This window comes from Roseomonas marmotae, assembly GCF_017654485.1.
Classification (GTDB): Bacteria; Pseudomonadota; Alphaproteobacteria; order Acetobacterales; family Acetobacteraceae; genus Pseudoroseomonas; species Pseudoroseomonas marmotae.
In genome coordinates, this window is record NZ_CP061091.1 from 1,967,996 (window position 1) to 1,987,675 (window position 19,680).

The 19,680-nt window shown below is 68.7% G+C and carries 20 protein-coding genes; 5 read left to right on the plus strand and 15 right to left on the minus strand.

The features are described 5' to 3' along the window. Positions 1–120: 120 nt before the first annotated feature. The 6 genes from IAI58_RS09305 to IAI58_RS09330 all read right to left on the minus strand — a co-directional run bounded on the left by IAI58_RS09305 (position 121) and on the right by IAI58_RS09330 (position 4,910). Positions 121–516 (minus strand): dihydroneopterin aldolase, encoded by a 396-nt coding sequence (locus IAI58_RS09305; RefSeq protein ID WP_207449484.1) that lies wholly within the window; start codon positions 514–516, stop codon positions 121–123. Next, complete coding sequence (locus IAI58_RS09310; RefSeq protein WP_207449482.1) at positions 516–1,286, minus strand: SDR family oxidoreductase; 771 nt, start codon at positions 1,284–1,286, stop codon at positions 516–518. The genes IAI58_RS09305 and IAI58_RS09310 overlap by 1 nt, the downstream gene beginning before the upstream one ends. A gap of 53 nt (positions 1,287–1,339) precedes the next feature. Beyond that, positions 1,340–2,131: an ABC transporter ATP-binding protein gene (locus tag IAI58_RS09315; RefSeq protein WP_207449480.1), complete on the minus strand. Its 792-nt coding sequence runs from the start codon at positions 2,129–2,131 to the stop codon at positions 1,340–1,342. Continuing rightward, complete coding sequence (locus IAI58_RS09320) at positions 2,128–2,799, minus strand: ABC transporter permease (protein ID WP_237182831.1); 672 nt, start codon at positions 2,797–2,799, stop codon at positions 2,128–2,130. Before IAI58_RS09320 ends, IAI58_RS09315 begins: the two co-directional genes overlap by 4 nt. Positions 2,800–3,132: 333 nt before the next feature. Next, positions 3,133–4,089: an ABC transporter substrate-binding protein gene (locus IAI58_RS09325; RefSeq protein ID WP_207449478.1), complete on the minus strand. Its 957-nt coding sequence runs from the start codon at positions 4,087–4,089 to the stop codon at positions 3,133–3,135. Between the two features lie 131 nt (positions 4,090–4,220). Beyond that, positions 4,221–4,910 (minus strand): ABC transporter permease, encoded by a 690-nt coding sequence (locus IAI58_RS09330; RefSeq protein WP_207449476.1) that lies wholly within the window; start codon positions 4,908–4,910, stop codon positions 4,221–4,223. Positions 4,911–5,009: 99 nt separating this feature from the next. Between IAI58_RS09330 and IAI58_RS09335 the strand changes: the two genes are divergently transcribed. Then, positions 5,010–5,633: a DUF4347 domain-containing protein gene (locus IAI58_RS09335; RefSeq protein WP_207449474.1), complete on the plus strand. Its 624-nt coding sequence runs from the start codon at positions 5,010–5,012 to the stop codon at positions 5,631–5,633. Here IAI58_RS09335 and parE read toward each other — a convergent pair. The 4 genes from parE to IAI58_RS09355 form a co-directional block, all read right to left on the minus strand. Beyond that, complete coding sequence (parE, locus tag IAI58_RS09340) at positions 5,584–7,557, minus strand: DNA topoisomerase IV subunit B (RefSeq protein WP_208775920.1); 1,974 nt, start codon at positions 7,555–7,557, stop codon at positions 5,584–5,586. The genes IAI58_RS09335 and parE overlap by 50 nt on opposite strands. Before the next feature lie 89 nt (positions 7,558–7,646). Next, positions 7,647–8,153, minus strand: coding sequence for a DNA starvation/stationary phase protection protein Dps (gene dps / locus IAI58_RS09345; protein WP_207449470.1), 507 nt, complete (start codon positions 8,151–8,153; stop codon positions 7,647–7,649). A 93-nt stretch (positions 8,154–8,246) separates the two neighbouring features. Next, on the minus strand, positions 8,247–9,878 hold the full coding sequence (locus IAI58_RS09350; protein ID WP_207449468.1) for an MFS transporter: 1,632 nt from the start codon (positions 9,876–9,878) through the stop codon (positions 8,247–8,249). Positions 9,879–9,949: 71 nt separating this feature from the next. Continuing rightward, complete coding sequence (locus IAI58_RS09355; RefSeq protein ID WP_207449466.1) at positions 9,950–10,519, minus strand: nucleoside 2-deoxyribosyltransferase; 570 nt, start codon at positions 10,517–10,519, stop codon at positions 9,950–9,952. 99 nt (positions 10,520–10,618) lie between these two features. Between IAI58_RS09355 and IAI58_RS09360 the strand changes: the two genes are divergently transcribed. Further along, on the plus strand, positions 10,619–11,596 hold the full coding sequence (locus tag IAI58_RS09360; protein WP_207449464.1) for an oxygenase MpaB family protein: 978 nt from the start codon (positions 10,619–10,621) through the stop codon (positions 11,594–11,596). 44 nt (positions 11,597–11,640) lie between these two features. Here the strand turns inward: IAI58_RS09360 and IAI58_RS09365 are convergent, their stop codons facing one another. Together IAI58_RS09365 and otsA are read right to left on the minus strand one after the other, a co-directional pair. Beyond that, a complete protein-coding gene (locus IAI58_RS09365; protein WP_207449462.1) occupies positions 11,641–12,054 on the minus strand; it encodes a GFA family protein in 414 nt (137 codons plus the stop codon). 127 nt (positions 12,055–12,181) lie between these two features. Next, the gene (otsA, locus tag IAI58_RS09370; protein ID WP_207449460.1) at positions 12,182–13,582 is read right to left on the minus strand and encodes an alpha,alpha-trehalose-phosphate synthase (UDP-forming); all 1,401 of its coding nucleotides are present in this window, start codon (positions 13,580–13,582) and stop codon (positions 12,182–12,184) included. Positions 13,583–13,854: 272 nt separating this feature from the next. Between otsA and IAI58_RS09375 the strand changes: the two genes are divergently transcribed. Next, on the plus strand, positions 13,855–14,916 hold the full coding sequence (locus IAI58_RS09375; protein ID WP_207449458.1) for a glycosyltransferase family 4 protein: 1,062 nt from the start codon (positions 13,855–13,857) through the stop codon (positions 14,914–14,916). Positions 14,917–14,967: 51 nt separating this feature from the next. Here the strand turns inward: IAI58_RS09375 and IAI58_RS09380 are convergent, their stop codons facing one another. Next, positions 14,968–15,603: a flavin reductase family protein gene (locus tag IAI58_RS09380; protein ID WP_207449456.1), complete on the minus strand. Its 636-nt coding sequence runs from the start codon at positions 15,601–15,603 to the stop codon at positions 14,968–14,970. 71 nt (positions 15,604–15,674) lie between these two features. Continuing rightward, entirely contained in the window at positions 15,675–16,940 is a 1,266-nt protein-coding gene (locus IAI58_RS09385) for an MFS transporter (RefSeq protein ID WP_207449453.1), read from the minus strand. Positions 16,941–17,011: 71 nt separating this feature from the next. Here IAI58_RS09385 and IAI58_RS09390 point away from each other — a divergent pair, with 71 nt between their 5' ends. Together IAI58_RS09390 and IAI58_RS09395 are read left to right on the plus strand one after the other, a co-directional pair. Next, positions 17,012–17,605, plus strand: coding sequence for a TetR/AcrR family transcriptional regulator (locus IAI58_RS09390; RefSeq protein ID WP_207449452.1), 594 nt, complete (start codon positions 17,012–17,014; stop codon positions 17,603–17,605). Further along, positions 17,602–18,609 (plus strand): zinc-dependent alcohol dehydrogenase family protein, encoded by a 1,008-nt coding sequence (locus tag IAI58_RS09395; RefSeq protein ID WP_237182832.1) that lies wholly within the window; start codon positions 17,602–17,604, stop codon positions 18,607–18,609. The genes IAI58_RS09390 and IAI58_RS09395 overlap by 4 nt, the downstream gene beginning before the upstream one ends. Before the next feature lie 23 nt (positions 18,610–18,632). Here IAI58_RS09395 and IAI58_RS09400 read toward each other — a convergent pair whose 3' ends face one another. After that, positions 18,633–19,604, minus strand: coding sequence for a 2-hydroxyacid dehydrogenase (locus tag IAI58_RS09400; RefSeq protein WP_207449450.1), 972 nt, complete (start codon positions 19,602–19,604; stop codon positions 18,633–18,635). Positions 19,605–19,680: the final 76 nt, after the last annotated feature.

Below are 19,680 nucleotides of genomic sequence, written 5' to 3' on the forward strand. Positions count from 1 at the left end.
GAAGCTAAGCCATTGAAATTCAGAAGAACCTAGCAAAATCAAGGCTCCTCGCTGATTGGTCCGCATGCGCCCTCCGTGTCACTGAAGGGCGCTGCCGCGTCTCCCGCACCGGTGGATGGATCAGGGCGCCCGCAGCCGCTCCACCGTCACGCCCACGCCAGCGGCATCGGAGATGATATCCGGCTTTTCAACCGTCACGCGCGCGGCCCGTACCCGGGGGTCGGCCAGGACGGCCATGGCGATCCGTTCGGCCAGGGTTTCCGCCAGTAGCACATGCCCGGCGGTGGCGATGGCGCGGGCCCGGTTCACCACCGCCTCGTAATCCACCACACGCTCGAACCGATCCTCTCCCACGCCATGCGGCGCGGCATCATCCTCGGCCAGTAGCTCAATATCGATCAGCACCGACTGAGGGGCCTGTTCGTGCTCATAGATGCCAAGGCGCGCCTGCACCGCCAGCCGACGCACGAAGACACGCCGCAGGCCGGCGCGGGCATCGGGTTCATAACTGCTCATCAGGCTGTCTCCGGCGGCCGGGTAGGGGACCATTGCAGGTGCTGACCGCCGTCCAGCGCGATCATCTGCCCGGTCATGGAGGGCAGGCGCAGGATGCTCAGCACGGCCGCCGCCACCTCCTCCGGGCTGGTTCCGTGGCCCAGGGGGACGCTCGCATTCTGCCGGGCAAAATGCTCCGGGCTCTGGCCGGGGGTGCGCATGGCCGGGCCTGGCCCGATGCCATTGACGCGGATGCGTGGCGCCAGGGCCAGGGCCATGCTCTGCGTCAGGGCCCAGAGTGCGGCCTTGGAGACGCTGTAGCTGACGAAATGCGGGGTCAGGGACCAGACACGCTGGTCCAGCATATTGATCACCACGCCCTCGGCCCCGCCCGGCAGGGCCCGGGCGAAAGCCTGCATCAGCACGAAGGGCGCGCGCAGATTGGGCTCCAGATGCCGGTCCCAGCTCTCCCGCGTCGCATCGTGCCATTCGTCCCGCTGGAACGCGGAAGCGTTGTTCACCAGCACGCCGACAGGCCCCAGCGCGGCGCTGGCCTCGGGCAGGAGGCGGTTCGTCTCCTCCTCCCGCGCCAGGTCGGCCTGCAATACCACGGCGCGGAGGCCGAGGGCGGCGATGGCCTGCCGCGTCTCCTCGGCCTCCGCGGCGCTGGCGCGGTGATGGATGGCGATGTCGAAGCCGGCGCCGGCCAGGGCCAGGGCGCTGGCCCGGCCCAGGCGCTTGGCCGCGCCGGTGACCAGCGCGACGCGGGGGATGCTGTCGGGAATGGGCATGATGGGGCGGAGAGTGGGGGCGAGCCCCCCATCCCGTCCAGAGGGACGCGCGTTCAGCCGATGGCGGCCTTGCGCACCTCCTCGCGGATCTCGGCCATCAGCCGTGCCTTCAGCTCGGCGAAGACCGGGCTGGTCTTGACCGTCCAGTCGCGCGGATAGGGCAGGGGGACCGGCAGTTCCGCCTTGATCCGCCCCGGGCGGGCCGACATCACCAGCACGCGGTTGGCGAGGAAGATGGCCTCGTCGATATCATGGGTGACGAAGAGCACGGTCTTGCGCGCACCCGCGCTATCCGCCTCCCAGACCTCCAGCAGCAGTTCCTGCATCAGTTCCCGCGTCTGGTGATCCAGCGCGCCGAAGGGCTCGTCCAGCAGCAGCACCTCCGGGTCATTGGCCAGGGCGCGGGCCAGGGCGGTGCGCTGCTGCATGCCGCCGGAGAGCTGGCGTGGCCAATGGTCCTCGAAGCCCACCAGCCCCGTGCGGGCGATGAACTTGGCCGAGATAGCGCGGATCTCGTCCTCCGGCAGCTTCCGCTCCCGCAGGCCGAACTCGATGTTCTGCCGCACCGTCAGCCAGGGGAAGAGCGTATAGGACTGGAACACCATCCCCCGGTCCCGCCCCGGCCCCGAGACCGTGCGGCCATTCAGTGTGACGCTGCCGCCGCTGGGCCGGTCCAGCCCGGCGACGATGCGCAGCATCGTGGACTTGCCGCAGCCGGAAGGGCCGAGGATGGAGACGAACTCGCCCGGCGCCACGTCCAGGTCGGTCGGCCGCAGCGCCAGGGTCGGCGCGGTCTTGCCCTGGCCAGGGAAGGTGCGGGTCAGGCCGCGGATCGTCAGGGTCATGACAGGGCAGCCCAGCGGAAGAGGCGCCGGTTCAGCGCCTTGAAGAGGAAGTCAGTCACCAAGCCGATCAGGCCGATGACGACGATGCCGAAGATCATCTGCCCGGTATCCAGCAGCCGCTGGCTGTCCATGATCATGTGGCCGATGCCGCTCTGCGCGCCGATCAACTCGGCCACGATCACGTAGGTCCAGGCCCAGCCCAGCACCAGGCGCAGCGCCTCCATCACCTGCGGCGCGGCGGCGGGAATGATGACGCGCCGCAGGATGCCGCGGCTGCGCGCGCCCAGCGTATAGGCGGCCTCCACCAGATCGACCCGCGTGGCGCCGGCGATCACGGCCACCATGATGACGATCTGGAAGACGGAGCCGATGATGATGACGGAGAGCTTCTGCGCCTCCCCCACGCCGGCCCAGAGGATCAGCAGCGGAATGAAGGCCGAGGCCGGAAGATAGCGGGCGAAGGAGATGAAGGGCTCGAAGAAGGCTTCAACCGGCTTGTAGGCGCCCATCAGCAGCCCCAGCGGCACCGCGACGATGGCGGCCAGCAGGAAGCCGCCCAGCACGCGCCAGATGGTCATGCCGACATCGCCGATGAAGCCGTATTCGGTGAAGAGCGTCCAGCCAGACATCAGCGCCTGCCCGGGCGATGCCAGGAAGAGCGGCTGCACGAAGCCGCCATAGGTGGCGAGCCCCCAGAGGCCGATGAACAGGACGAAGAACCCCAGGCCGAGGACAACGCGCGCGGCGGGGGAGACAGGTTTTAGCGGTTCCAGGGTCGAGACCTCGGCAGGAAGGAGTCAGGCTGCCGCCCCATGCCACGGATAAGCTCTCGGAGCATCCGGGATTCCCGTCGGTATATCGGCGGGTTCGGGTTGCAGCGCGGGAATGTGGCAAGGCGCATGGTGAGGGAGGCCGCGGCCGGCACGGGAGCGGGCCGGGTGGCTGCCCGCTGTCCCGCCCCGGCTCCTGAACGGGCGGGGGCAGGGTGCCCCCGCGCGCCTTCAGCCAACGAAGCGCGTGTCCAGAAGCTTGGAAAGATCGGGCGAGCCGCGCACGACCCCCGTCTCCTTCTGCACTTCCAGGGCCTTGGCCATGAACTCCTGCAGCCCGCCGGCCACATAGGCCTTGTTCTCCGCCGCGTCCTGCCAGTCGATGAACCCGGCGCTGGCCTTGAAGGCCTCGGCGGACTGGTTCACGCGCTTGCCCATGATCTCGAAGGACTTGTCCGGCTCGTTCTGGATCATCTCCAGGGCGGCGTTCCAGCCCTTCACCACGGCCCGCACCGCATCCTCATTCTTGGCGATGAAATCCGGCGTGAAGGCCAGGGTATCCACGACGCAGGGATGATCCGTGGTGGTCGCCAGGATGCGGCCCTTGTCGGCGGGCAGGGTGCGGATGGAGGAGAGATAGGGCTCGTAGGTCGAGCAGCCGTCGAACTGCCCGGCGACGAAAGCCTGCGCGGCCGGCTGCGGCGCCAGGGTGGCGGTCTTGACGTCCTTGATGGAGATGCCGTTCTCCCGCAGCATGTAGGCCAGCACGAAATAAGGCGTGGTGCCGGCACCGTCGACCGCGAAGGTCTTGCCCTTCATGTCGGACCAGCCGCCGATATTCGGCCGCACCGCCACACCGTCGCCGCCCCGGGACTTGTCCAGCACCAGAACCTGCACCAGCGGCATGGTGCTGGCCCAGAGGATCATGGTGTCCACGGTCGTGACGACACAGTTCAGCGCGCCGCTGGCCAGCGCCAGGTTGCGCTGCACCTGCGGCACGAAGCGGGTCTCGACCTCGACCCCGGCCGCCTTGAACAGACCGGCCTGCTCGGCCAGGGTCAGCGGCGCGAAGCCGGTCCAGCCGGACATGCCGATGGTGATCTTCGGCATGGACTGGGCACGGGCCAGGTGGGGCCTCGCCAGCGGCAGGGCGGCAGTGGCTGACAGCAGCAGGCGGCGGTTCAGCATGATGTCGTCTCCTTCAGGGCCGGGTGGCCCGCCTTCAGCGCGCAGGATAGCTCTCCATCCCGTGTGCAGGGAGAGACTGTGTCGATTTATTCACGAGTTCCGGAACGGGGCCTGAACGCCCTTTGGGCAGCCTATGCCCGCCGGCCGAGCAGCAGTGTCACCATGCTGACGCCCAGGCAGAGCAGCAGCAGCAGCAGGCCCAGCGCCAGCGCCATGGGCAGGTCGCCCTTCTGCGTCTCCAGCGCGATGGCGGTGGTCATGGTGCGGGTTTCCCCGCGGATATTGCCGCCGACGATCAGGATGGCGCCGACCTCTGCGATGGCCCGGCCAAAGGCGGCCAGGAAGACCGTGACCAGCGGCGACTGCGCCATGCGCGTCAGCTGCCAGAGGCATTGCCAGAATCCGGCGCCATCGATGGCCAGGGCGTCCCGGTGCTCGTTCCAGAAAGGCGCCAGGGCGCGGCTGGCCAGCGCCACCACGATGGGCAGCGCCAGGATGGTCTGTGCCATGCCCATGGCGAAAGGGGTGAAGAGCCAGCCCAGGCTCCCCAGCGGTCCGCTGCGGGAGAGCAGGAGGTAGCAGACCAGGCCGACCACCACCGGCGGCAGGCCCAGGGCGGCATTGGCCAGCAGCAGAAGCGTGTCCCGCCCCCGGAAGCGGTTGGCCGTCAGTATCAGGGCGATGGGCAGACCCGCCAGGAAGGCCACTGCCGCCGCGGAGCCGGAGACACGGAGCGAAAGCAGCACGATCTGCAGCAGCTCCGCATCGCCGTCCAGGATCAGGGAAAGGGCAAGGCTGGTGGCCTGAGCGACGTCATGCATGCGGCGCGGGATGCCCCCGAAGCCGCCGCGCCGCAACCCCGGGCTTCGCCGTGAATTTGCCTGGGTGATGATTGACGGTTTGGCAAGGAGGAGAGGCGCATGATGCAGGGCACCCAAAAGGGGGAGAACATCATGTCGCGCAACACGCAGCTTCTCGTATTGGACCCGCGCCTGGAAGGCTGGGGCCGCCTGCTGGCGGGCGCCCAACCGGGCGTCGCCGTGCTGGTCCTGGACCCGAAGCGGGACGGGCTGACCCAACTGGCCGAGGTGGCGGAGGAATTCGGACCGCTACAGGCCATCCATATCGCCGACCGAGGCGAGCCCGGGCGGCTGCGGCTGGGCAGCCTAATACTGGACCCCGAGTCCCTGGCCGGGCGAGCAGCGGAGCTGGCCCGGGTCGGCCATGGCATCGTCCCCGGTGGGGCATTGCTGCTCTGGGGCTGCGAGATCGGCGCCGGCGCGGTGGGCGCGCGGCTGGTGGCCGCCCTGTCACGCGCCGTCGGGCGGGATGTCGCGGCCTCCGACGATCGCACCGGCCCCAGCCGCCTGAACGGGGACTGGGAGCTGGAGGTGGCCAGCGGGCCGGTGCTGGCGCAGCCGACCCATGCGGTGGCGATGGCCGCGCTGGAAGCTCACCCGGTGCTGCTGAAGCCCCGGGAGAAGGTGGTGCCCTTCAGGCGTCCACTTCCTCCAGGTCCAGCTTCGACGCATTCTCCTGGATAAAACGGAAGCGCAGCTCCGGCTTGCGCCCCATCAGCTCCTCCACCCGCTCGGCGGTGCTGGCGCGTTCCTCAGGCGGCAGCACCACCTTCAGTAGCGTGCGCCGCTTCGGGTCCATCGTCGTCTCCTTCAGGGAGGCGGCGGGCATCTCGCCCAGGCCCTTGAAGCGGCTGACCTCGACCTTCTGATTGGGCTTGAAGGCCTTCTTCAGCAGCTTCTCCCGCTCGGCATCGTCCATCGCGTAGATGGTCTTGCCGCCGGCGGCGAGACGGTAGAGCGGCGGGCGCGCCAGATGCACGCGGCCCTGCTTCACCAGCTCCGGCAGTTCCTTGTAGAAGAAGGTCATCAGCAGCGTGGCGATATGGGCCCCGTCAACATCGGCATCGGTCATGATGATGATGCGGCCATAGCGCAGGCGGCTGATGTCGAAGCGGTCCCCGGCGCCGCAGCCCAGCGCCTCGATCAGGTCCTTCAGCTCCTGGTTCTGCCGAAGCTTATCCGCGCTGGCGGAGGCCACGTTCAGGATCTTGCCGCGCAGGGGTAGCACGGCCTGGGTCTCGCGGTCCCGCGCCTGCTTGGCCGAGCCACCGGCCGAATCGCCCTCCACCAGGAACAGCTCGGTGCCTTCGGCCGCCTCGCGGGCGCAGTCGGCCAGCTTGCCGGGCAGGCGCAGCCGGCGCGTGGCGCTCTTGCGTGGCGTATCCTTCTGTTCCCGGCGGCGGATGCGCTCCTCGGCGCGCTCCATCGCGAAGGCCAGCAGGTTGTCGGCGGTGGCGGGGTCGCCGGCCAGCCAGTGGTCGAAATGGTCGCGCAGCCCGGCCTCGACCAGCCTGCTGGCCTCGGGGCTGGTCAGCTTGTCCTTGGTCTGCCCCTGGAACTGGGGGTCGCGGATGAAGACCGAGAGCATGCCCGCAAGCCCGCCGAAGACATCCTCGGCGGTGACGTTGGCGGCCCGCTTCTCCTTCTTCAGTTCGCCATAGGCGCGCAGGCCCTTCACCAGCGCCGCGCGCAGACCGGCCTCATGCGTGCCGCCCTGCGGGGTCGGGATGGTATTGGCATAGGTATGCACGAAGCCGTCGCCACGCTCCGTCCAGGTGACGGCCCATTCCATCCGGCCCGCACCCTTGGGAAAGGTGGCGTCGCCGGCCCAGGGGGCGGGAATGACGGTGGCCTGCCCCTCGACCGAGGCCGCCAGGAAGTCCAGCAACCCACCCGGGAAGTGCAGGGTGGCATTGCTGGGGGTGTCATCCTTGATCAACGCCGGGTCACAGGACCAGCGGATCTCGACGCCCCGGTAGAGGTAGGCCTTGGACCGGCAGAGCCTGAACAGCCGCGTGGCCGAGAACTGCTGGCTGCCGAAGATCTCGGGGTCCGGCTTGAAGCGGATGGTGGTGCCGCGCCGGTTATGGACCGCGCCGGCATTCTTCAGCTTCGTGGTCGGCTTGCCGCGCGCATAGCTCTGGGTGAACAGCGTGCGGTCACGCGCCACCTCCACCTGGAGCGTCTCGGAAAGCGCGTTGACCACTGAACTGCCGACGCCGTGCAGGCCGCCAGAGGTGTCATAGGCCTTGCCGGAGAACTTGCCGCCCGAATGCAGGGTGGTGAGGATAACCTCCAGCGCCGAGAGCTTGGGGAATTTCGGATGCGGGTCCACCGGGATGCCGCGCCCGTTGTCGCGCACCACCAGCACATTGCCGGCTTCCAATGACATTTCGATGCGGTCGGCATGGCCTGCCACCGCCTCGTCCATGGCGTTGTCCAGCACCTCCGCAGCCAGATGGTGCAGGGCGTTCTCGTCGGTGCCGCCGATATACATGCCCGGCCGGCGCCGGACTGGCTCCAGACCTTCGAGGACCTCGATGTCCTTGGCGGAATAGCTTGCTTGGGCAGGGGCTTTGGCACCCTTGCCGCCGAAGAGATCGTTCATGTCTTGTTCACACCCCTCGCGCCGCACGGTAGCGGCGGAGGGGGGGGAACCGCAACCCGGAGCGCACTCCGGCGCCCCGGATCAGCTCCTCAATTCTCGGCGTTGCCGGTATGCGCTTCCAGCATCCACAGCTTCTTGTCGAGGTCGCGGGAGACCTCGGTCAGCAGGTCGGCGGTATCGGCATCGCCGGCTTCCTCGGTAGCCTCGATGCCCGCGCGCACCGTCTTGGCATTGGCGGCGAAGCGCTCCACCAGCTCCTCGACATGCTTCATGGTGTAGGTCACGTCACGCGGATAGGCCTTCAGGCGGGTCTTCTCCGCCACGATCTGGCTCGTGCCGTCCGGCGTGCCGCCCAGCTGCACCAGGCGCTCGGCGATGTCGTCACCGAACTGGAACAGGTCGTTGTAGAAACCCTCCAGCATGGTGTGCAGGCCGATGAAGTTGGGGCCGCGCATCGTCCAATGGGCCATGCGGACGCTGTTGGTCAGGTCGATGGTATCGACCAGGACGCCGTTCAGGACGTTGATCGACGTCTTCTTGGCATTCTCGCCGAGGTCGTTGGGGGACTTACGAAGGGCCATGATTTCAGTCTCCATGCTCTGGCGCGTTAAACGCTGCCTCTGGAATGAGGGTTGCCCCCTGCGGCTTGCCAAGTCCTGCCAAGCTCAAGAATGGCTGCCCTGCGTCGTTCAGGGATCCTGGGCCAGGTAGCGGAAGGCCTGGGGCGGGGTCTCGCCGCGGTGCAGGGCTGTGGCGCGGGCGATGGCCGCACGGTCGTCCGGCTCCAGCCGGCTCATCTCCCGCAGATGCTCGGTCCAGCTTTCCACCGACCAGAATTCCACCCAGAACTCGGGATGCGCGACATCCTCATAGAGTTTCCACCAGAGGGCGCCGCTTCGCAGCCGCACCCGCCGCAGATCCGCCATGGCCGCCAGGAACTCGGCGCGGTTGGTGGGGTCGATGCAGTAGCGCACCCCTTCCAGCACCCGGCCCCGGTCCCTGGCCAGCAGCCCGGCCAGTTCCGGCGCCGGAGCCTCGGGCACCGGAATGGTCGCGCTGGGGACCTCCCGCGCCATGGGCCCCTCCAGCCGCACCGCGCGCACCGCCACGCCCGCGACCAGCCCGCCGATGCCGGAGCCCAGCAGCGCCCAGTGCACGCCCACCATGTCGCCCAGCCAGCCCGCCAGGGTCGCCCCCAGCGCCAGCATGCCGTTGAAGGAGAGCTGATAGATGCCGATGGCGCGGGCCCGCACCCAGGTCGGCGCGATCATCTGCGCCTGGGCCTGCATGGTGGAGGTGGCAATGATCCAGGAGGCGCCGTAGAGCAGCATGCCGCCCCCGGCCAGCGCCCAGTGCCGTGCCAGGCCCAGCATCAGCAGGGCGGCGACGCTCAGCAGCGTGGCCATGAAGACCATGCCATTGGCGCCCATCCTCCGGCGCAGCCGCGTCATCGCCAGCCCGCCGCAGACGGCGCCGACGCCCATGGCGCCCAGCAGCAGGCCGTAGGCCTCGGGTCCCAACTCCAGACGGTAGCGCACCAGCAGCGGCAGCAGGCCCCAGACAGCGGCGCTGAAGAAGACATAGACCACCGACCGCAGGATGATGGTCCGCATGAGGGGAGAGGCCCCCACGAAGCGCATCCCCGCCCGCATCGCGGACAGGAAATGCTCCTTCGGCAGCGTGTTGCGCGGCGCCTCCGGCTTCCAGGCGATCAGGGCCATGATCAGCACCAGGAAGCAGACGGCGTTGAAGGCGAAGGCCGCCTCGGTACCCGCCAGCCCGATGATGAAGCCGCCCAGCGCCGGCCCGATGGAGCGGGCGATGTTGAAGCCGATGCTGTTCAGCACGATGGCCTGGGTCAGGTCGTGCCGCGGCACCAGCTCCGGCGTCGTCGCCTGCCAGGCAGGCGAGTTCATGGCGCTGCCGATGCCGATGGAGAAGGTGATCGCCAGCAGCCCCCAGGGGCCGATCATGTGCAGGGCGGTCAGGAGGCACAGCAGCGCGCCCATGATGCACATCCAGCCCTGCGCCATGATCAGGTGGCGCCGGCGGTCCAGGATATCGGCGATGGCCCCGGCCGGCAGCGCCAGCAGGAAGATCGGCAGCATCGAGGCCGTCTGCACCAGGCTGACCATGATGGGGGAGGGCGCGAGGCTGGTCATGAGCCAGCCCGCACCGGTGTTCTGCACCCAGATGCCGGTATTGCTGGCCAGGCTCGCGATCCAGAGCAGCCGGAAGGACGGATGCCGGAGCGGCGAGAAAGTCGAGCTGGCCGGCGTCGCCTCGCGCTGAGATGAGACGACGGGGCTCCGGCTGGTCATGTGGCTTGCTTCCCTGAGACGCGGCCCCCCCTTGTGCCGCAGCCCGGCCCCGCATGCCAGGGCGGGTCGCCTCAGTTCCGCAGCTTCGCCGCCAGCGCGGCCACGCATTCCTCGAAAGCAGCCATATCGGTCCAGCGATCTTCCTCAGGCACCGCGCGCGCGATCACCTTTCCGCCGCAGGCACGGATGCCGCCGTCGATCATGAGGTTGTCGTGCAGGCTGAAATTCTCGAGATGCAGGCCCTCCGCATCCTCCCAGTCATCCTCCGCCCGCCGCACGGCCGCGTCGCCCAGAAACCGCAGGGTGCGCTCACGGAAGGGCAGGGCGGCGTTGGTGTAGCCGAAGACCGGCCGCCCCAGCCCCCGCATGAGACCAAGCTCATAGATCGTCCCCACATCGGCCGAGGGGCCGCGGAAGGGGGTGAGGTTGGCGATCAGCGCATCGCAGCTGCGGATATGCGCCTCGTTCTGCCAGTAGATCTGCATGAAGTGCTCGGGCGCGGCGGCCGAGGCCACATCCTCGATCGCATCGAGCGGGAAGACTCCGGTCAGGTCATGGCGGGCACAGATGGCCTTCTTGGCCGTGCCGATCGCGGCGGCATCGGGGAGGAAGACGTCGGGTCCGGCAAGATAAACACGCATGCCGCCAATTTGCCCCGCCGTCCTCCTGGTGCCTAGAGGCTCCGGCAACCCGGCCGGCGCCCCAGGCCTTGCTGTGGCATCACCGTTTGAGGAGAAGGCATGACCAGCGCTGCCCAGGCTGTTCCCCTGTCCCTGCCGGGTTCGCTCATCCGGCGTCTGGACCATATGGCCGAGGCGTTCCTGCGCCCCAGCGACGGGCCGGGTTTCGACTTCAGCCAGCCGCCGGGCGAGCCGGCGCTGGTGCCGGCCAGTTCCGTCTCCTGGCGCATCTACAAGAATCCCGTCACGCTCTTCATCGGTGGGGTGACGGCGGTGATCCTGGAACTGGCGGAGCCGGGGGTGCGGAGCGGCGTCTGGGAACATTCATCCTTCCGCGCCGCGCCGGTGCGGCGGCTGCAGCGCACCGGCCTGGCCGCCATGATCACGGTCTATGGCGCCCGCAGCCGGGCGCAGGCGATGATCGCGGGCGTGGGACGGATGCATGCGCGGGTGCGGGGAGAGACCCCGGACGGCCGGGCCTACCGCGCCGATGACCCGGAACTGCTGACCTGGGTGCAGGCGACCGCCAGCTTCGGCTTCGCCGAGGCCTATCACCGCTATGTCCGCCCCATGAGCCGGGCCGAGCTGGACCGGCTCTATGACGAGAGCATTCCCGTCGCCCGCCTCTACGGCGCGGTGGATGCGCCCCGTTCCGAGGAGGAGCGAGAGACGCTGTTCGACGCCATGCGCCCGAGGCTGGAGCCGTCGCCCATCGTCTTCGAGTTCCTGGCACTGATGCGTGGCGCAGCCGTGCTTCCGGCGCCGCTGCGCCCCCTGCAGGGCCTGCTGCTGCGCGCAGCGGTGGAGGCGACGCCGGGCTGGCTGCGCGAAAGGCTCGGGCTGGGGCCGAAATTCGGCCTGCGGCCCTGGCAGGCAGCGCTGGTGCGGCGCATCTGCGCCACGGCGGACCGGGTGCCGCTGCATTCCAGCGCCCCGGTGCAATCCTGCCTGCGTCTCGGCCTGCCGGCCGACTACCTGTTCCGCCAGCCTCCCGCCCAGGGCGAAAACCCAGTCAGGCGGACGGCTTCCGACCCATAGCAGTCATTGCTGGCCCCGGCGCCTCAGCGCATCGGCATGGGTTATCAGCCTGCTGCATGTTGCGGCTCGCGGGGGCCGGGCCATTCCGCGCGCGGTTCCTCGCACACCAGCGTCATGCCGATACCTTCAGTGGCCCGAACAGGAAGGGACGTCACGTCGAACCCGTCGAGGCAGAAGATGTTGACGCCGAAATGGTCTGGGGCTGCGCGCTTGCGGTGAAACACATAGATGCCGCAGCGCTGGCAGAAGTAGTGCTTCGCACGCCTGCTGTTCCATTCATAGAGGGTGAGCAGGTGCTCACCCTGGTCGATGCGCAAGGCAGCTTCCGGTACCTTCGCCATCAGGGCATTGCGCTTGACGCAGAGCGAGCAGTCGCAGGTCGTCAGCTCGACCGGATCATGTGCCACGCTGAACCTGATGCCGCCGCAGTGGCAGGAGCCGCTATGTGTGCTTACCATCGTGCCATGCCCTCCAGGCAGAAGACGCATTCTTCTTCGAGTTCGACGCGGTCCCCGCTGAAGCGGCGGAACAGGTCCGTTTTCCACCCGAGGCGGCCTTTCCTGACCGAGTTCCCTACCTGGGGCGTCAGGCCGCGCTGTCCAGCGCCGCCGGCTGGCGCAGGTCGGCCTCGAAGCGGTCGCGCCAGCGTTCCAGGCTGTTGAGGCGCATCACCGCCATCATGGCCGCGTGCCGCTCCCGCCGCTCCTCCACGGACATGGACAGGGCGCGGGCGAGGGCATCGGCCATGGCTTTCTCGTCGTGCGGATTGACCAGCAGCGCCGCATCCAGCTCCCGCGCCGCGCCGGCGAAGCGGGAGAGCACGAGCACGCCCGGTGCGGCCGGGTCCTGCGCCGCGACATATTCCTTGGCCACGAGGTTCATGCCGTCGCGCAGCGGCGTCACCAGACCCACCTGGGCGGTGGCGAAGAGCGGCATCAGCTCCCGCCGCGCGAAGCTGCGGTTGAGGTAGCGCAGCGGCGTCCAGTCCAGCTCGGCGAAGCGGCCGTTGATGCGCCCGGCCTCGCCTTCCAGCTGGCGCCGGATCTCCTGGTAGGCCTGCACGTCGGAGCGGGAGGGCACGGCGATCTGCGCGAATTCCACGCCGCCATGCCAGGAGGGATTCTCCGCCAGGAAGCGTTCATAGGCACTGAAGCGCTGTGGTAATCCCTTGGAATAATCCAGTCGGTCCACGCTCATGATCAGCGCGCGCTGGCCGAGTGAGGCACGCAGCGCCTGCAACTGCGGGCACTCGGCGGCCGCCTCGGCCTCGGCCCGCAGCATGTCGACATGCACGCCGATCGGATAGACACCGGTGCGGATGCTGCGCCCGCCAACGGAGAGCACGCCATCCGGCAGGGAAGACGCGCCCATCTCCCGCACCAGGTAATCCGAAAATGCCAGCCGGTCGGCCTCAGTCTGGAAGCCGATCAGGTCGTACTGGCACATCGCCGTCAGCAGCTCGGCATGCGCGGGGATGTTCATCATCACCGCCGGCGCCGGGAAGGGCGTATGCAGGAACAGGCCGATGCGGTTGCGCGCGCCACGTTCCCGCAATGCCTCGGCCAGGCAGAGCAGGTGGTAGTCATGCACCCAGACCACGTCCTGCGGCGCCATGAAGCCGCTGAGGCACTCGGCGAAATGGCGGTTGACGCGCCTGTAGCCCTCGAACTCCGTCCAGTCGAAGCGCGCGAGGTCTGTCTGGTAATGGAAGACCGGCCAAAGCGTTCCGTTGGAGAAGCCGCGGTAATAGTCGTCGTAGTCCCGCTGGTTGAGGTCGGTGGTGTAGAGGCTGATGGGGCCGGCGCGCTGTTCCACCACCGGCAGGGGCGGCGTGACGATGTCCGGCACCACATGGCCGCTCCAGCCGAACCATCGCCCGCCTTTCTGGCGCAACGCGTCCATGACTCCGGCGGCGAGGCCGCCGGCCGTGGGTTCGCCCTCCGTGATCGGGGCAACGCGGTTGGAGACGACGATGAGACGGGACATGCGTGGCGCCCTGGCGAGGCTGTTTCAAAGCCATAGGGACAGAGGAATCGGGCGAAAATACGCCGCCATCGCGCAATGACCGGGGCGCGGCCGCAAGCGATCCGGGACAGAAACGTCACGCCCCCGGCCAAATTCCGCCATATTCGATTTCTATAGGGTCCGCTGGGGTACCGGGGGGCTTCAGGGCCGGGTAAGACAGGCCCATCCATCCGGTATCATCCGAGTTCATGCGTCCCGCGACTGCGGCGGGTCGTGGAAAAGGATCGCTGTTGATGCGTATTGCTCAGATTGCTCCGCTGTTCGAGGCGGTGCCGCCGAAACTCTATGGCGGTACTGAGCGGGTGGTGCATTCGCTGACCGAGGAACTGGTCGCGATGGGGCACGAAGTGACTCTCTTCGCCAGCGGCGATTCGATCACCAGCGCGAAGCTCGCCGCGATGCGGCCGGAGGCGCTGCGCCTGGACCCGACTGTGAAGGACTGGGTGGCGCATTACATGCGGATGGTGGAGCGCGTCGGGCGCCGCGCGGATGAGTTCGACGTCATCCATTCCCATATCGACTATTTCCCGCTCGGCCTGCTGGACCGCCAGCGCACGCCCTTCCTGACCACGCTGCACGGCCGCCTGGACCTGCCGGAATTCAACGAGATCTACGGCACCTACGCGCATACGCCCTTCGTCTCCATCTCCGACCACCAGCGGCTGCCGATCCCGCAGCTGAACTGGGCGCGCACCATCCTGCACGGCATGCCCGCGGACCGGCTGCGGCCGCTGGAGATGAAGCGCGACTACCTTGCCTTCCTCGGCCGTGTCTCGCCGGAGAAGGGGCTGGACCGCGCCATCCGCATCGCCGCCGCCGCCGGCATGAAGCTGAAGGTCGCCGCCAAGGTCGATAATGCGGACAAGGCCTATTTCGACACCGAGATCAAGCCGCTCCTCTCCGTGGGGAATGTCGAGTTCATCGGTGAGATCAACGACGATCAGAAGCCGGAATTCCTCTCCGGCGCCCAGGCGCTGCTGTTCCCGATTCGCTGGCCCGAGCCTTTCGGCCTGGTGATGATCGAGGCGATGGCCTGCGGCACGCCCGTCATCGCCTTCCGCCATGGCTCAGTGCCGGAAGTGATGGAAGACGGCCTCACCGGCTTCATCGTGGAGACGGAAGAAGAGGCGCTGGCCGCGCTGAAGCGCGTCCCGGAACTGGACCGCGGGCGTGTGCGCAACCGCTTTGACCAGCGCTTCACGGCGCGCCGCATGGCGCAGGACTATGTGGACCTGTACCAGGAACTGATCGACGCGGCGAAGGCGCCGCGCCTGCGCGCCGTCGCCGGCGACTGATCCTGCATGCGCCCCCGCCCGGCCGTCGCGCCGGGCGGGGGCGCCAAGCTTTCATCCCTTGTGCCGGGCTTCCCATTCCGCCAGCGGAATGCGCGGGATGTTCAGATCCTCCCGGGCGCGCAGATAGCCGCCGCCACCATGCATGCGGCCGATGAGCCCGAGCTTCGGCGTATCCACGTAACACTTTTCGGCATCCAGCATGCAGTCGTCGTCGATATGCATGGCGAGGATGCGGCCCAGCACCAGCGTATTGCCGCCAAGCGGCACCAGCTGATGCGTTTCGCACTCGAAAGCCACCGGGCTTTCCGCGATGCGCGGCGGCTTCACCATCCGGCTCGGCACCGGCGTCAGTCCGGCCTCGGCCAACTCGTCCACATGTGGCGGCAGGTCGATGGCGGTGACGGTCATCGCATGCGCCGCGCGCTCCGGCACCAGGCAGACGACGAACTGGCCCGTGGCCTTGATATTGGCCAGCGTGTCCTTGTCCTCCTCCACGTCCGCGCCGCCGATGCTGAGTCCCAGCACGGGCGGATTGCTCGACAGGGCGTTGAAGAAGGAGAAAGGCGCCGCATTGACCACGCCCCGCGCATCCTGCGTCACCGCCCAGGCGATGGGCCGTGGCACGATGGTCGAGATCAGCAGCTTGTAGCGGTTCCTGGCCGAGGTCTCGGCGAAGTCGAAGAGCATGGGGACGCAAATCTCACTGGGATGATGGGCATGGTGGGCAGGGCGGCGGGTACTGTCCAGCCGCCCCATGCTCAGGCCGGCACAGCCACCACGCGGTGGCGGCGGATGGCCAGGGAGAGGCCGGCGGCCACCAGGCCGGTCATGCCTGCCAGGATGAACATCTCCAGGTAGCTGCCCTGGGTGTCGCGCAGCAGCCCGCCCAGCAGGGCGGCGCTGGCGGCGCCGATCTGGTGGCCGGCGGCGATCCAGCCGAAGACCACGGGCGCGTCGCGTTCCCCGAAGGCCTCGGTCGCCAGACGCAGGGTGGGCGGCACCGTGGCGATCCAGTCCAGCCCGTAGAAGACGGCGAAGAAGGTCAGGCTGTAGAGCGAGAAATCGGAATAGGGCAGGTAGATCAGCGAAAGGCCGCGCAGCCCGTAATAGACGAAGAGCAGCTTGCGCGGGTCGTAGCGGTCGGTCAGCCAGCCGGAGAGGGTGGTGCCGATGAGGTCGAAGATGCCCATCAGCGCCAGCAGGCTGGCCGCCCGCACCTCCGGGATGCCCATGTCGCTGCAAAGGGCGATGAGATGCGTCCCCACCAGACCGTTGGTGGTGAAGCCGCAGATATAGAAGGTGGCGAAGAGGTACCAGAAGCTGCGGGTGCGCGCGGCGCGGCTCAGGCTGCCGAAGGCGGCAGCCAGCATGCCCTGGGGCGGCGGCGGGGGCGGGGTACCGGGCGCCGCGCCATAGGGCACCAGCCCGATCGAGCCCGGCCGCTCCGGCACCAGCCACCAGACCAGGGGGATGACGGCGGCGATGGCGGCCGAGACGGTCAGCACCACCGGGCGCCATCCTCCCGCCTCGGCCAGGGAGGCGAGGAGGGGCAGGAAGACCAGGCTGCCGGTGGCGGTGCTGGCGGTCAGCACGCCCATGACCAGCCCGCGATGCGTGGTGAACCAGCGGTTGGTGATGGTGGCGCCCAGCACCATGGCCACGGCGCCGCTGCCGATGCCGGAAAACACGCCCCAGCTCAGGATCAGGTGCCAGGGCTCGCTCATGAAGCTGCTGGCGAAGGTGGAGGCCGTCATCAGTGCCAGCGCGCCCAGCACGGTGCGGCGCAGGCCGAAGCTCGCCATCAGCGCTGCCGCGAAGGGGCCGACCATGCCATAGAGGAAGATGCCGATGCCGGCGGAGAGGGCGGTGGTGGAGCGCCCCCAGCCGAAGGCTTCCTCCAGCGGCAGGATCAGCACGCCTGGGGTGGCGCGGAGCCCGGCCGCCGCCAGCAGCGCCACGAAGGTCACGCCAAGGACCACGAAGGCGTATTTCTGGCCGAAAGGCCGGCGACGGGCCATATCCATGTGACTAACCGGTATGTTTCGGATGGCATACTAGCTATCCTCCAGCCGGAATCGTCAAGAGCCGTGGCCGCATGACCCTTCGCAAGCCCAGCGCCGCCGACCGCATCCGCCAGACGGCGGGAGAGCTGTTCTACCGGCGTGGCATCGGGGCCGTGGGGGTGGACGAGATTGTCGCCCGCGCCGGGGTCACCAAGCCCAGCCTCTACCGTGCCTTTTCCTCCAAGGATGAACTGGCCGCCTGCTACCTGCGGGACTTCGAGGTAGGATTCTGGGCGCGCTTCGATGCCGCCGTGGCCGCGCATCCCGGCGATCCGCGCGCGCAGATCGCTGCCTTTCTGCGGCCACTCGGGCAGCGCGCCGCCAGCGCCGGCTACCGCGGCTGCGGCCTGACCAATGCGGCGGTGGAGCACCCCGCACCCGGCCACCCCGCCCGCCAGGTGAGCGAGGAGCATAAGCGCGAGCTGCGCCGCCGCCTGCGCGCCATGGCGCGCGAGATGGGCGCGGATGAAACCCTGGGCGATGGTCTGCTGCTATTGATCGAAGGCGCTTTCGTCTCCGGCCAGCTTTTTGGCGAGGGTGGGCCGGCGGAATCTGTGGCCGAGAATGCCGACCGGCTGATTGGCGCCTGGCTCCCCAAGGACAGGCAGAAAAGGAAAGAATCGTGAAGGGAATCGTGCTGCGCGCCCCAGGCGGGCTGGACCGCCTGGAACTGATCGACATGCCCGAGCCCGGCGCACCCGGCCCCGGTGAGATGCGCGTGCGGCTGCATGCCAGCTCACTGAATTATCACGACTACGGCGTCGTCAGCGGCGGGATGAAGGCGGCGGATGGGCGCATCCCCATGTCCGACGGTGCCGGGGTGGTGGAGGCGGTGGGGCAGGGCGTCAGCGAATTCGCGCCCGGCGACCATGTCGTCTCCTGCTTCTTCCCGCACTGGCAGGACGGCCCGCCGGTGGTGGACAATTTCAAGGGCGTCCCCGGCGACGGGATCGACGGCTATGCACGGGAGGCCGTGGCCTGCCCGGCCACCTGGTTCACCCATGCCCCGCGCGGCTACAGCCATGCCGAGGCCGCCACGCTGACCACCGCCGGCCTGACCGCCTGGCGCGCCCTGGTGGTGAATGGCGGATTGAAGGCGGGGGATGTGGTGCTGGTGCTCGGCACCGGCGGCGTGTCCATCTTCGCCCTGCAACTGGCCAAGCTGATGGGCGCAACGGTCATTGCCACCTCCTCCTCGGACGAGAAGCTGGAGCGGCTGCGCGGCATGGGCGCGGACCATGTCATCAACTACAAGCAGCAGCCCGAATGGGGAAGGCTGGCCTATGACTGGACCGGCGGGCGTGGCGTGGACCATGTCGTCGAGGTCGGCGGCCCCGGCACCCTGCCGCAATCCATCGCCGCCGTGCGTGTCGGCGGGCATATCTCGCTGATCGGCGTGTTGACGGGGCGGGGCGGCGAGGTGCCGACCGCCGCCCTGATGGCGCGGCAGGCGCGGCTGCAGGGGCTGATCGTCGGCAACCGCCGCCACCAGATGGATTTTGTCCGCGCCATTGAGAGCACGGGGCTGAAGCCCGTGATCGACCGGAGCTTCGCGCTGCCCCAGATCGCCGATGCCTTCCGCCACCAGGAAGCGGGCGCGCATTTCGGCAAGATCTGCCTGGAATTCTAGCCGCGGCGCGGGCGCCGCCGGCCTCACCCCACGCGGTGCGGCGGCGGCTCCCCGCGCAGCAGCACGGCATCCAGGTTGTCGAGCGCGCGGAAGCCCATGGCGTCCCGCGTCTCCACCGTGGCGCTGCCGAGATGCGGCAGCAGCACGACATTGGGGGCGGTGTAGTAGCCCTCGTAGATGCGCGGCTCGCCATCGAAGACGTCGAGGCCCGCGGCGCGCAAATGCCCGCTCTCCAGCGCCGCGCAGAGCGCCTCGTCATCCACGGTCGATCCGCGTCCGGTATTCACCACGATGGCGCCACGCTTCAGCTGCGCGATGCGCGCCGCGTTCAGCCAGCGCCGCGTGGCCTCGCCGCCCGGGATATGCATGGAGAGCACGTCGATGGCGGCGAGGAAGCTCTCGTCGCTGTCGTGGTAGACGGCCCCCTGCGCCTCGGCATCCGGCAGGGGGCGGCGGTTGCGGTAATGGATCTCCATGCCGAAGCCGCGCGCCATCTTCGCCAGTTCCTGGCCGATGCGCCCCATGCCCAGGATGCCCAGCACCTTGCGCTCCAGCGTCACGCCCAGAAGCTGGGTCGGTGCCCAGCCGGTCCAGGCGCGGGCGCGCAGCATGCGCTCGGCCTCCCCGCCCCGGCGGGCGGCGGTCAGGATCAGCAGCATGGCGATTTCGGCCGTCGCGACGCTCAGCACGTCAGGCGTATTGGCGACGGCGATGCCGCGCGCCGCCGCCGCCGCCAGGTCGATATGATCGGTGCCGACGCTGAAGGTGGAGATGATCCGCACGCTCTCCGGCAGTTGGCCGATGGTCTCGGCATTCATCGCATCCCCGGCGGCGCAGAGGATGCCGGCGGGCTCCGCCTGCCGCGCGGCGCTGACGATCTCGGCGCCCGTCATGGCGGTATCGGCGGCATTGGGGATGGTGGCGTAGTCGCGGGCCGCGCGGGCCTCCACCGCCGGGGGAAAATGGCGGGTCATCAGCAGCAGGGGCTTGGACATCACGGGCTCCGCGAGGCATGGCGATGATCGTCCGGCAAGCTTGGGGGCTGTTGTCCTCCACGCCAAGGGGGTGGGC

Excerpts from the sequence above, each read along its gene's own strand:
- parE (WP_208775920.1), bottom strand. The coding sequence starts at position 7,557 with ATGAACGATCTCTTCGGCGGCAAGGGTGCCAAAGCCCCTGCCCAAGCA.
- IAI58_RS09380 (WP_207449456.1), bottom strand. The coding sequence starts at position 15,603 with ATGCTCTTCGACTTCGCCGAGACCTCGGCCAGGAACCGCTACAAGCTG.
- IAI58_RS09390 (WP_207449452.1), top strand. The coding sequence starts at position 17,012 with ATGACCCTTCGCAAGCCCAGCGCCGCCGACCGCATCCGCCAGACGGCG.
- IAI58_RS09400 (WP_207449450.1), bottom strand. The coding sequence starts at position 19,604 with ATGTCCAAGCCCCTGCTGCTGATGACCCGCCATTTTCCCCCGGCGGTG.
- IAI58_RS09310 (WP_207449482.1), bottom strand. The coding sequence starts at position 1,286 with ATGCCCATTCCCGACAGCATCCCCCGCGTCGCGCTGGTCACCGGCGCG.
- IAI58_RS09315 (WP_207449480.1), bottom strand. The coding sequence starts at position 2,131 with ATGACCCTGACGATCCGCGGCCTGACCCGCACCTTCCCTGGCCAGGGC.
- IAI58_RS09330 (WP_207449476.1), bottom strand. The coding sequence starts at position 4,910 with ATGCATGACGTCGCTCAGGCCACCAGCCTTGCCCTTTCCCTGATCCTG.
- otsA (WP_207449460.1), bottom strand. The coding sequence starts at position 13,582 with ATGTCCCGTCTCATCGTCGTCTCCAACCGCGTTGCCCCGATCACGGAG.
- IAI58_RS09375 (WP_207449458.1), top strand. The coding sequence starts at position 13,855 with ATGCGTATTGCTCAGATTGCTCCGCTGTTCGAGGCGGTGCCGCCGAAA.
- IAI58_RS09350 (WP_207449468.1), bottom strand. The coding sequence starts at position 9,878 with ATGACCAGCCGGAGCCCCGTCGTCTCATCTCAGCGCGAGGCGACGCCG.
- IAI58_RS09365 (WP_207449462.1), bottom strand. The coding sequence starts at position 12,054 with ATGGTAAGCACACATAGCGGCTCCTGCCACTGCGGCGGCATCAGGTTC.
- IAI58_RS09325 (WP_207449478.1), bottom strand. The coding sequence starts at position 4,089 with ATGCTGAACCGCCGCCTGCTGCTGTCAGCCACTGCCGCCCTGCCGCTG.
- IAI58_RS09355 (WP_207449466.1), bottom strand. The coding sequence starts at position 10,519 with ATGCGTGTTTATCTTGCCGGACCCGACGTCTTCCTCCCCGATGCCGCC.
- IAI58_RS09305 (WP_207449484.1), bottom strand. The coding sequence starts at position 516 with ATGAGCAGTTATGAACCCGATGCCCGCGCCGGCCTGCGGCGTGTCTTC.
- dps (WP_207449470.1), bottom strand. The coding sequence starts at position 8,153 with ATGGAGACTGAAATCATGGCCCTTCGTAAGTCCCCCAACGACCTCGGC.
- IAI58_RS09385 (WP_207449453.1), bottom strand. The coding sequence starts at position 16,940 with ATGGATATGGCCCGTCGCCGGCCTTTCGGCCAGAAATACGCCTTCGTG.
- IAI58_RS09360 (WP_207449464.1), top strand. The coding sequence starts at position 10,619 with ATGACCAGCGCTGCCCAGGCTGTTCCCCTGTCCCTGCCGGGTTCGCTC.
- IAI58_RS09335 (WP_207449474.1), top strand. The coding sequence starts at position 5,010 with ATGATGCAGGGCACCCAAAAGGGGGAGAACATCATGTCGCGCAACACG.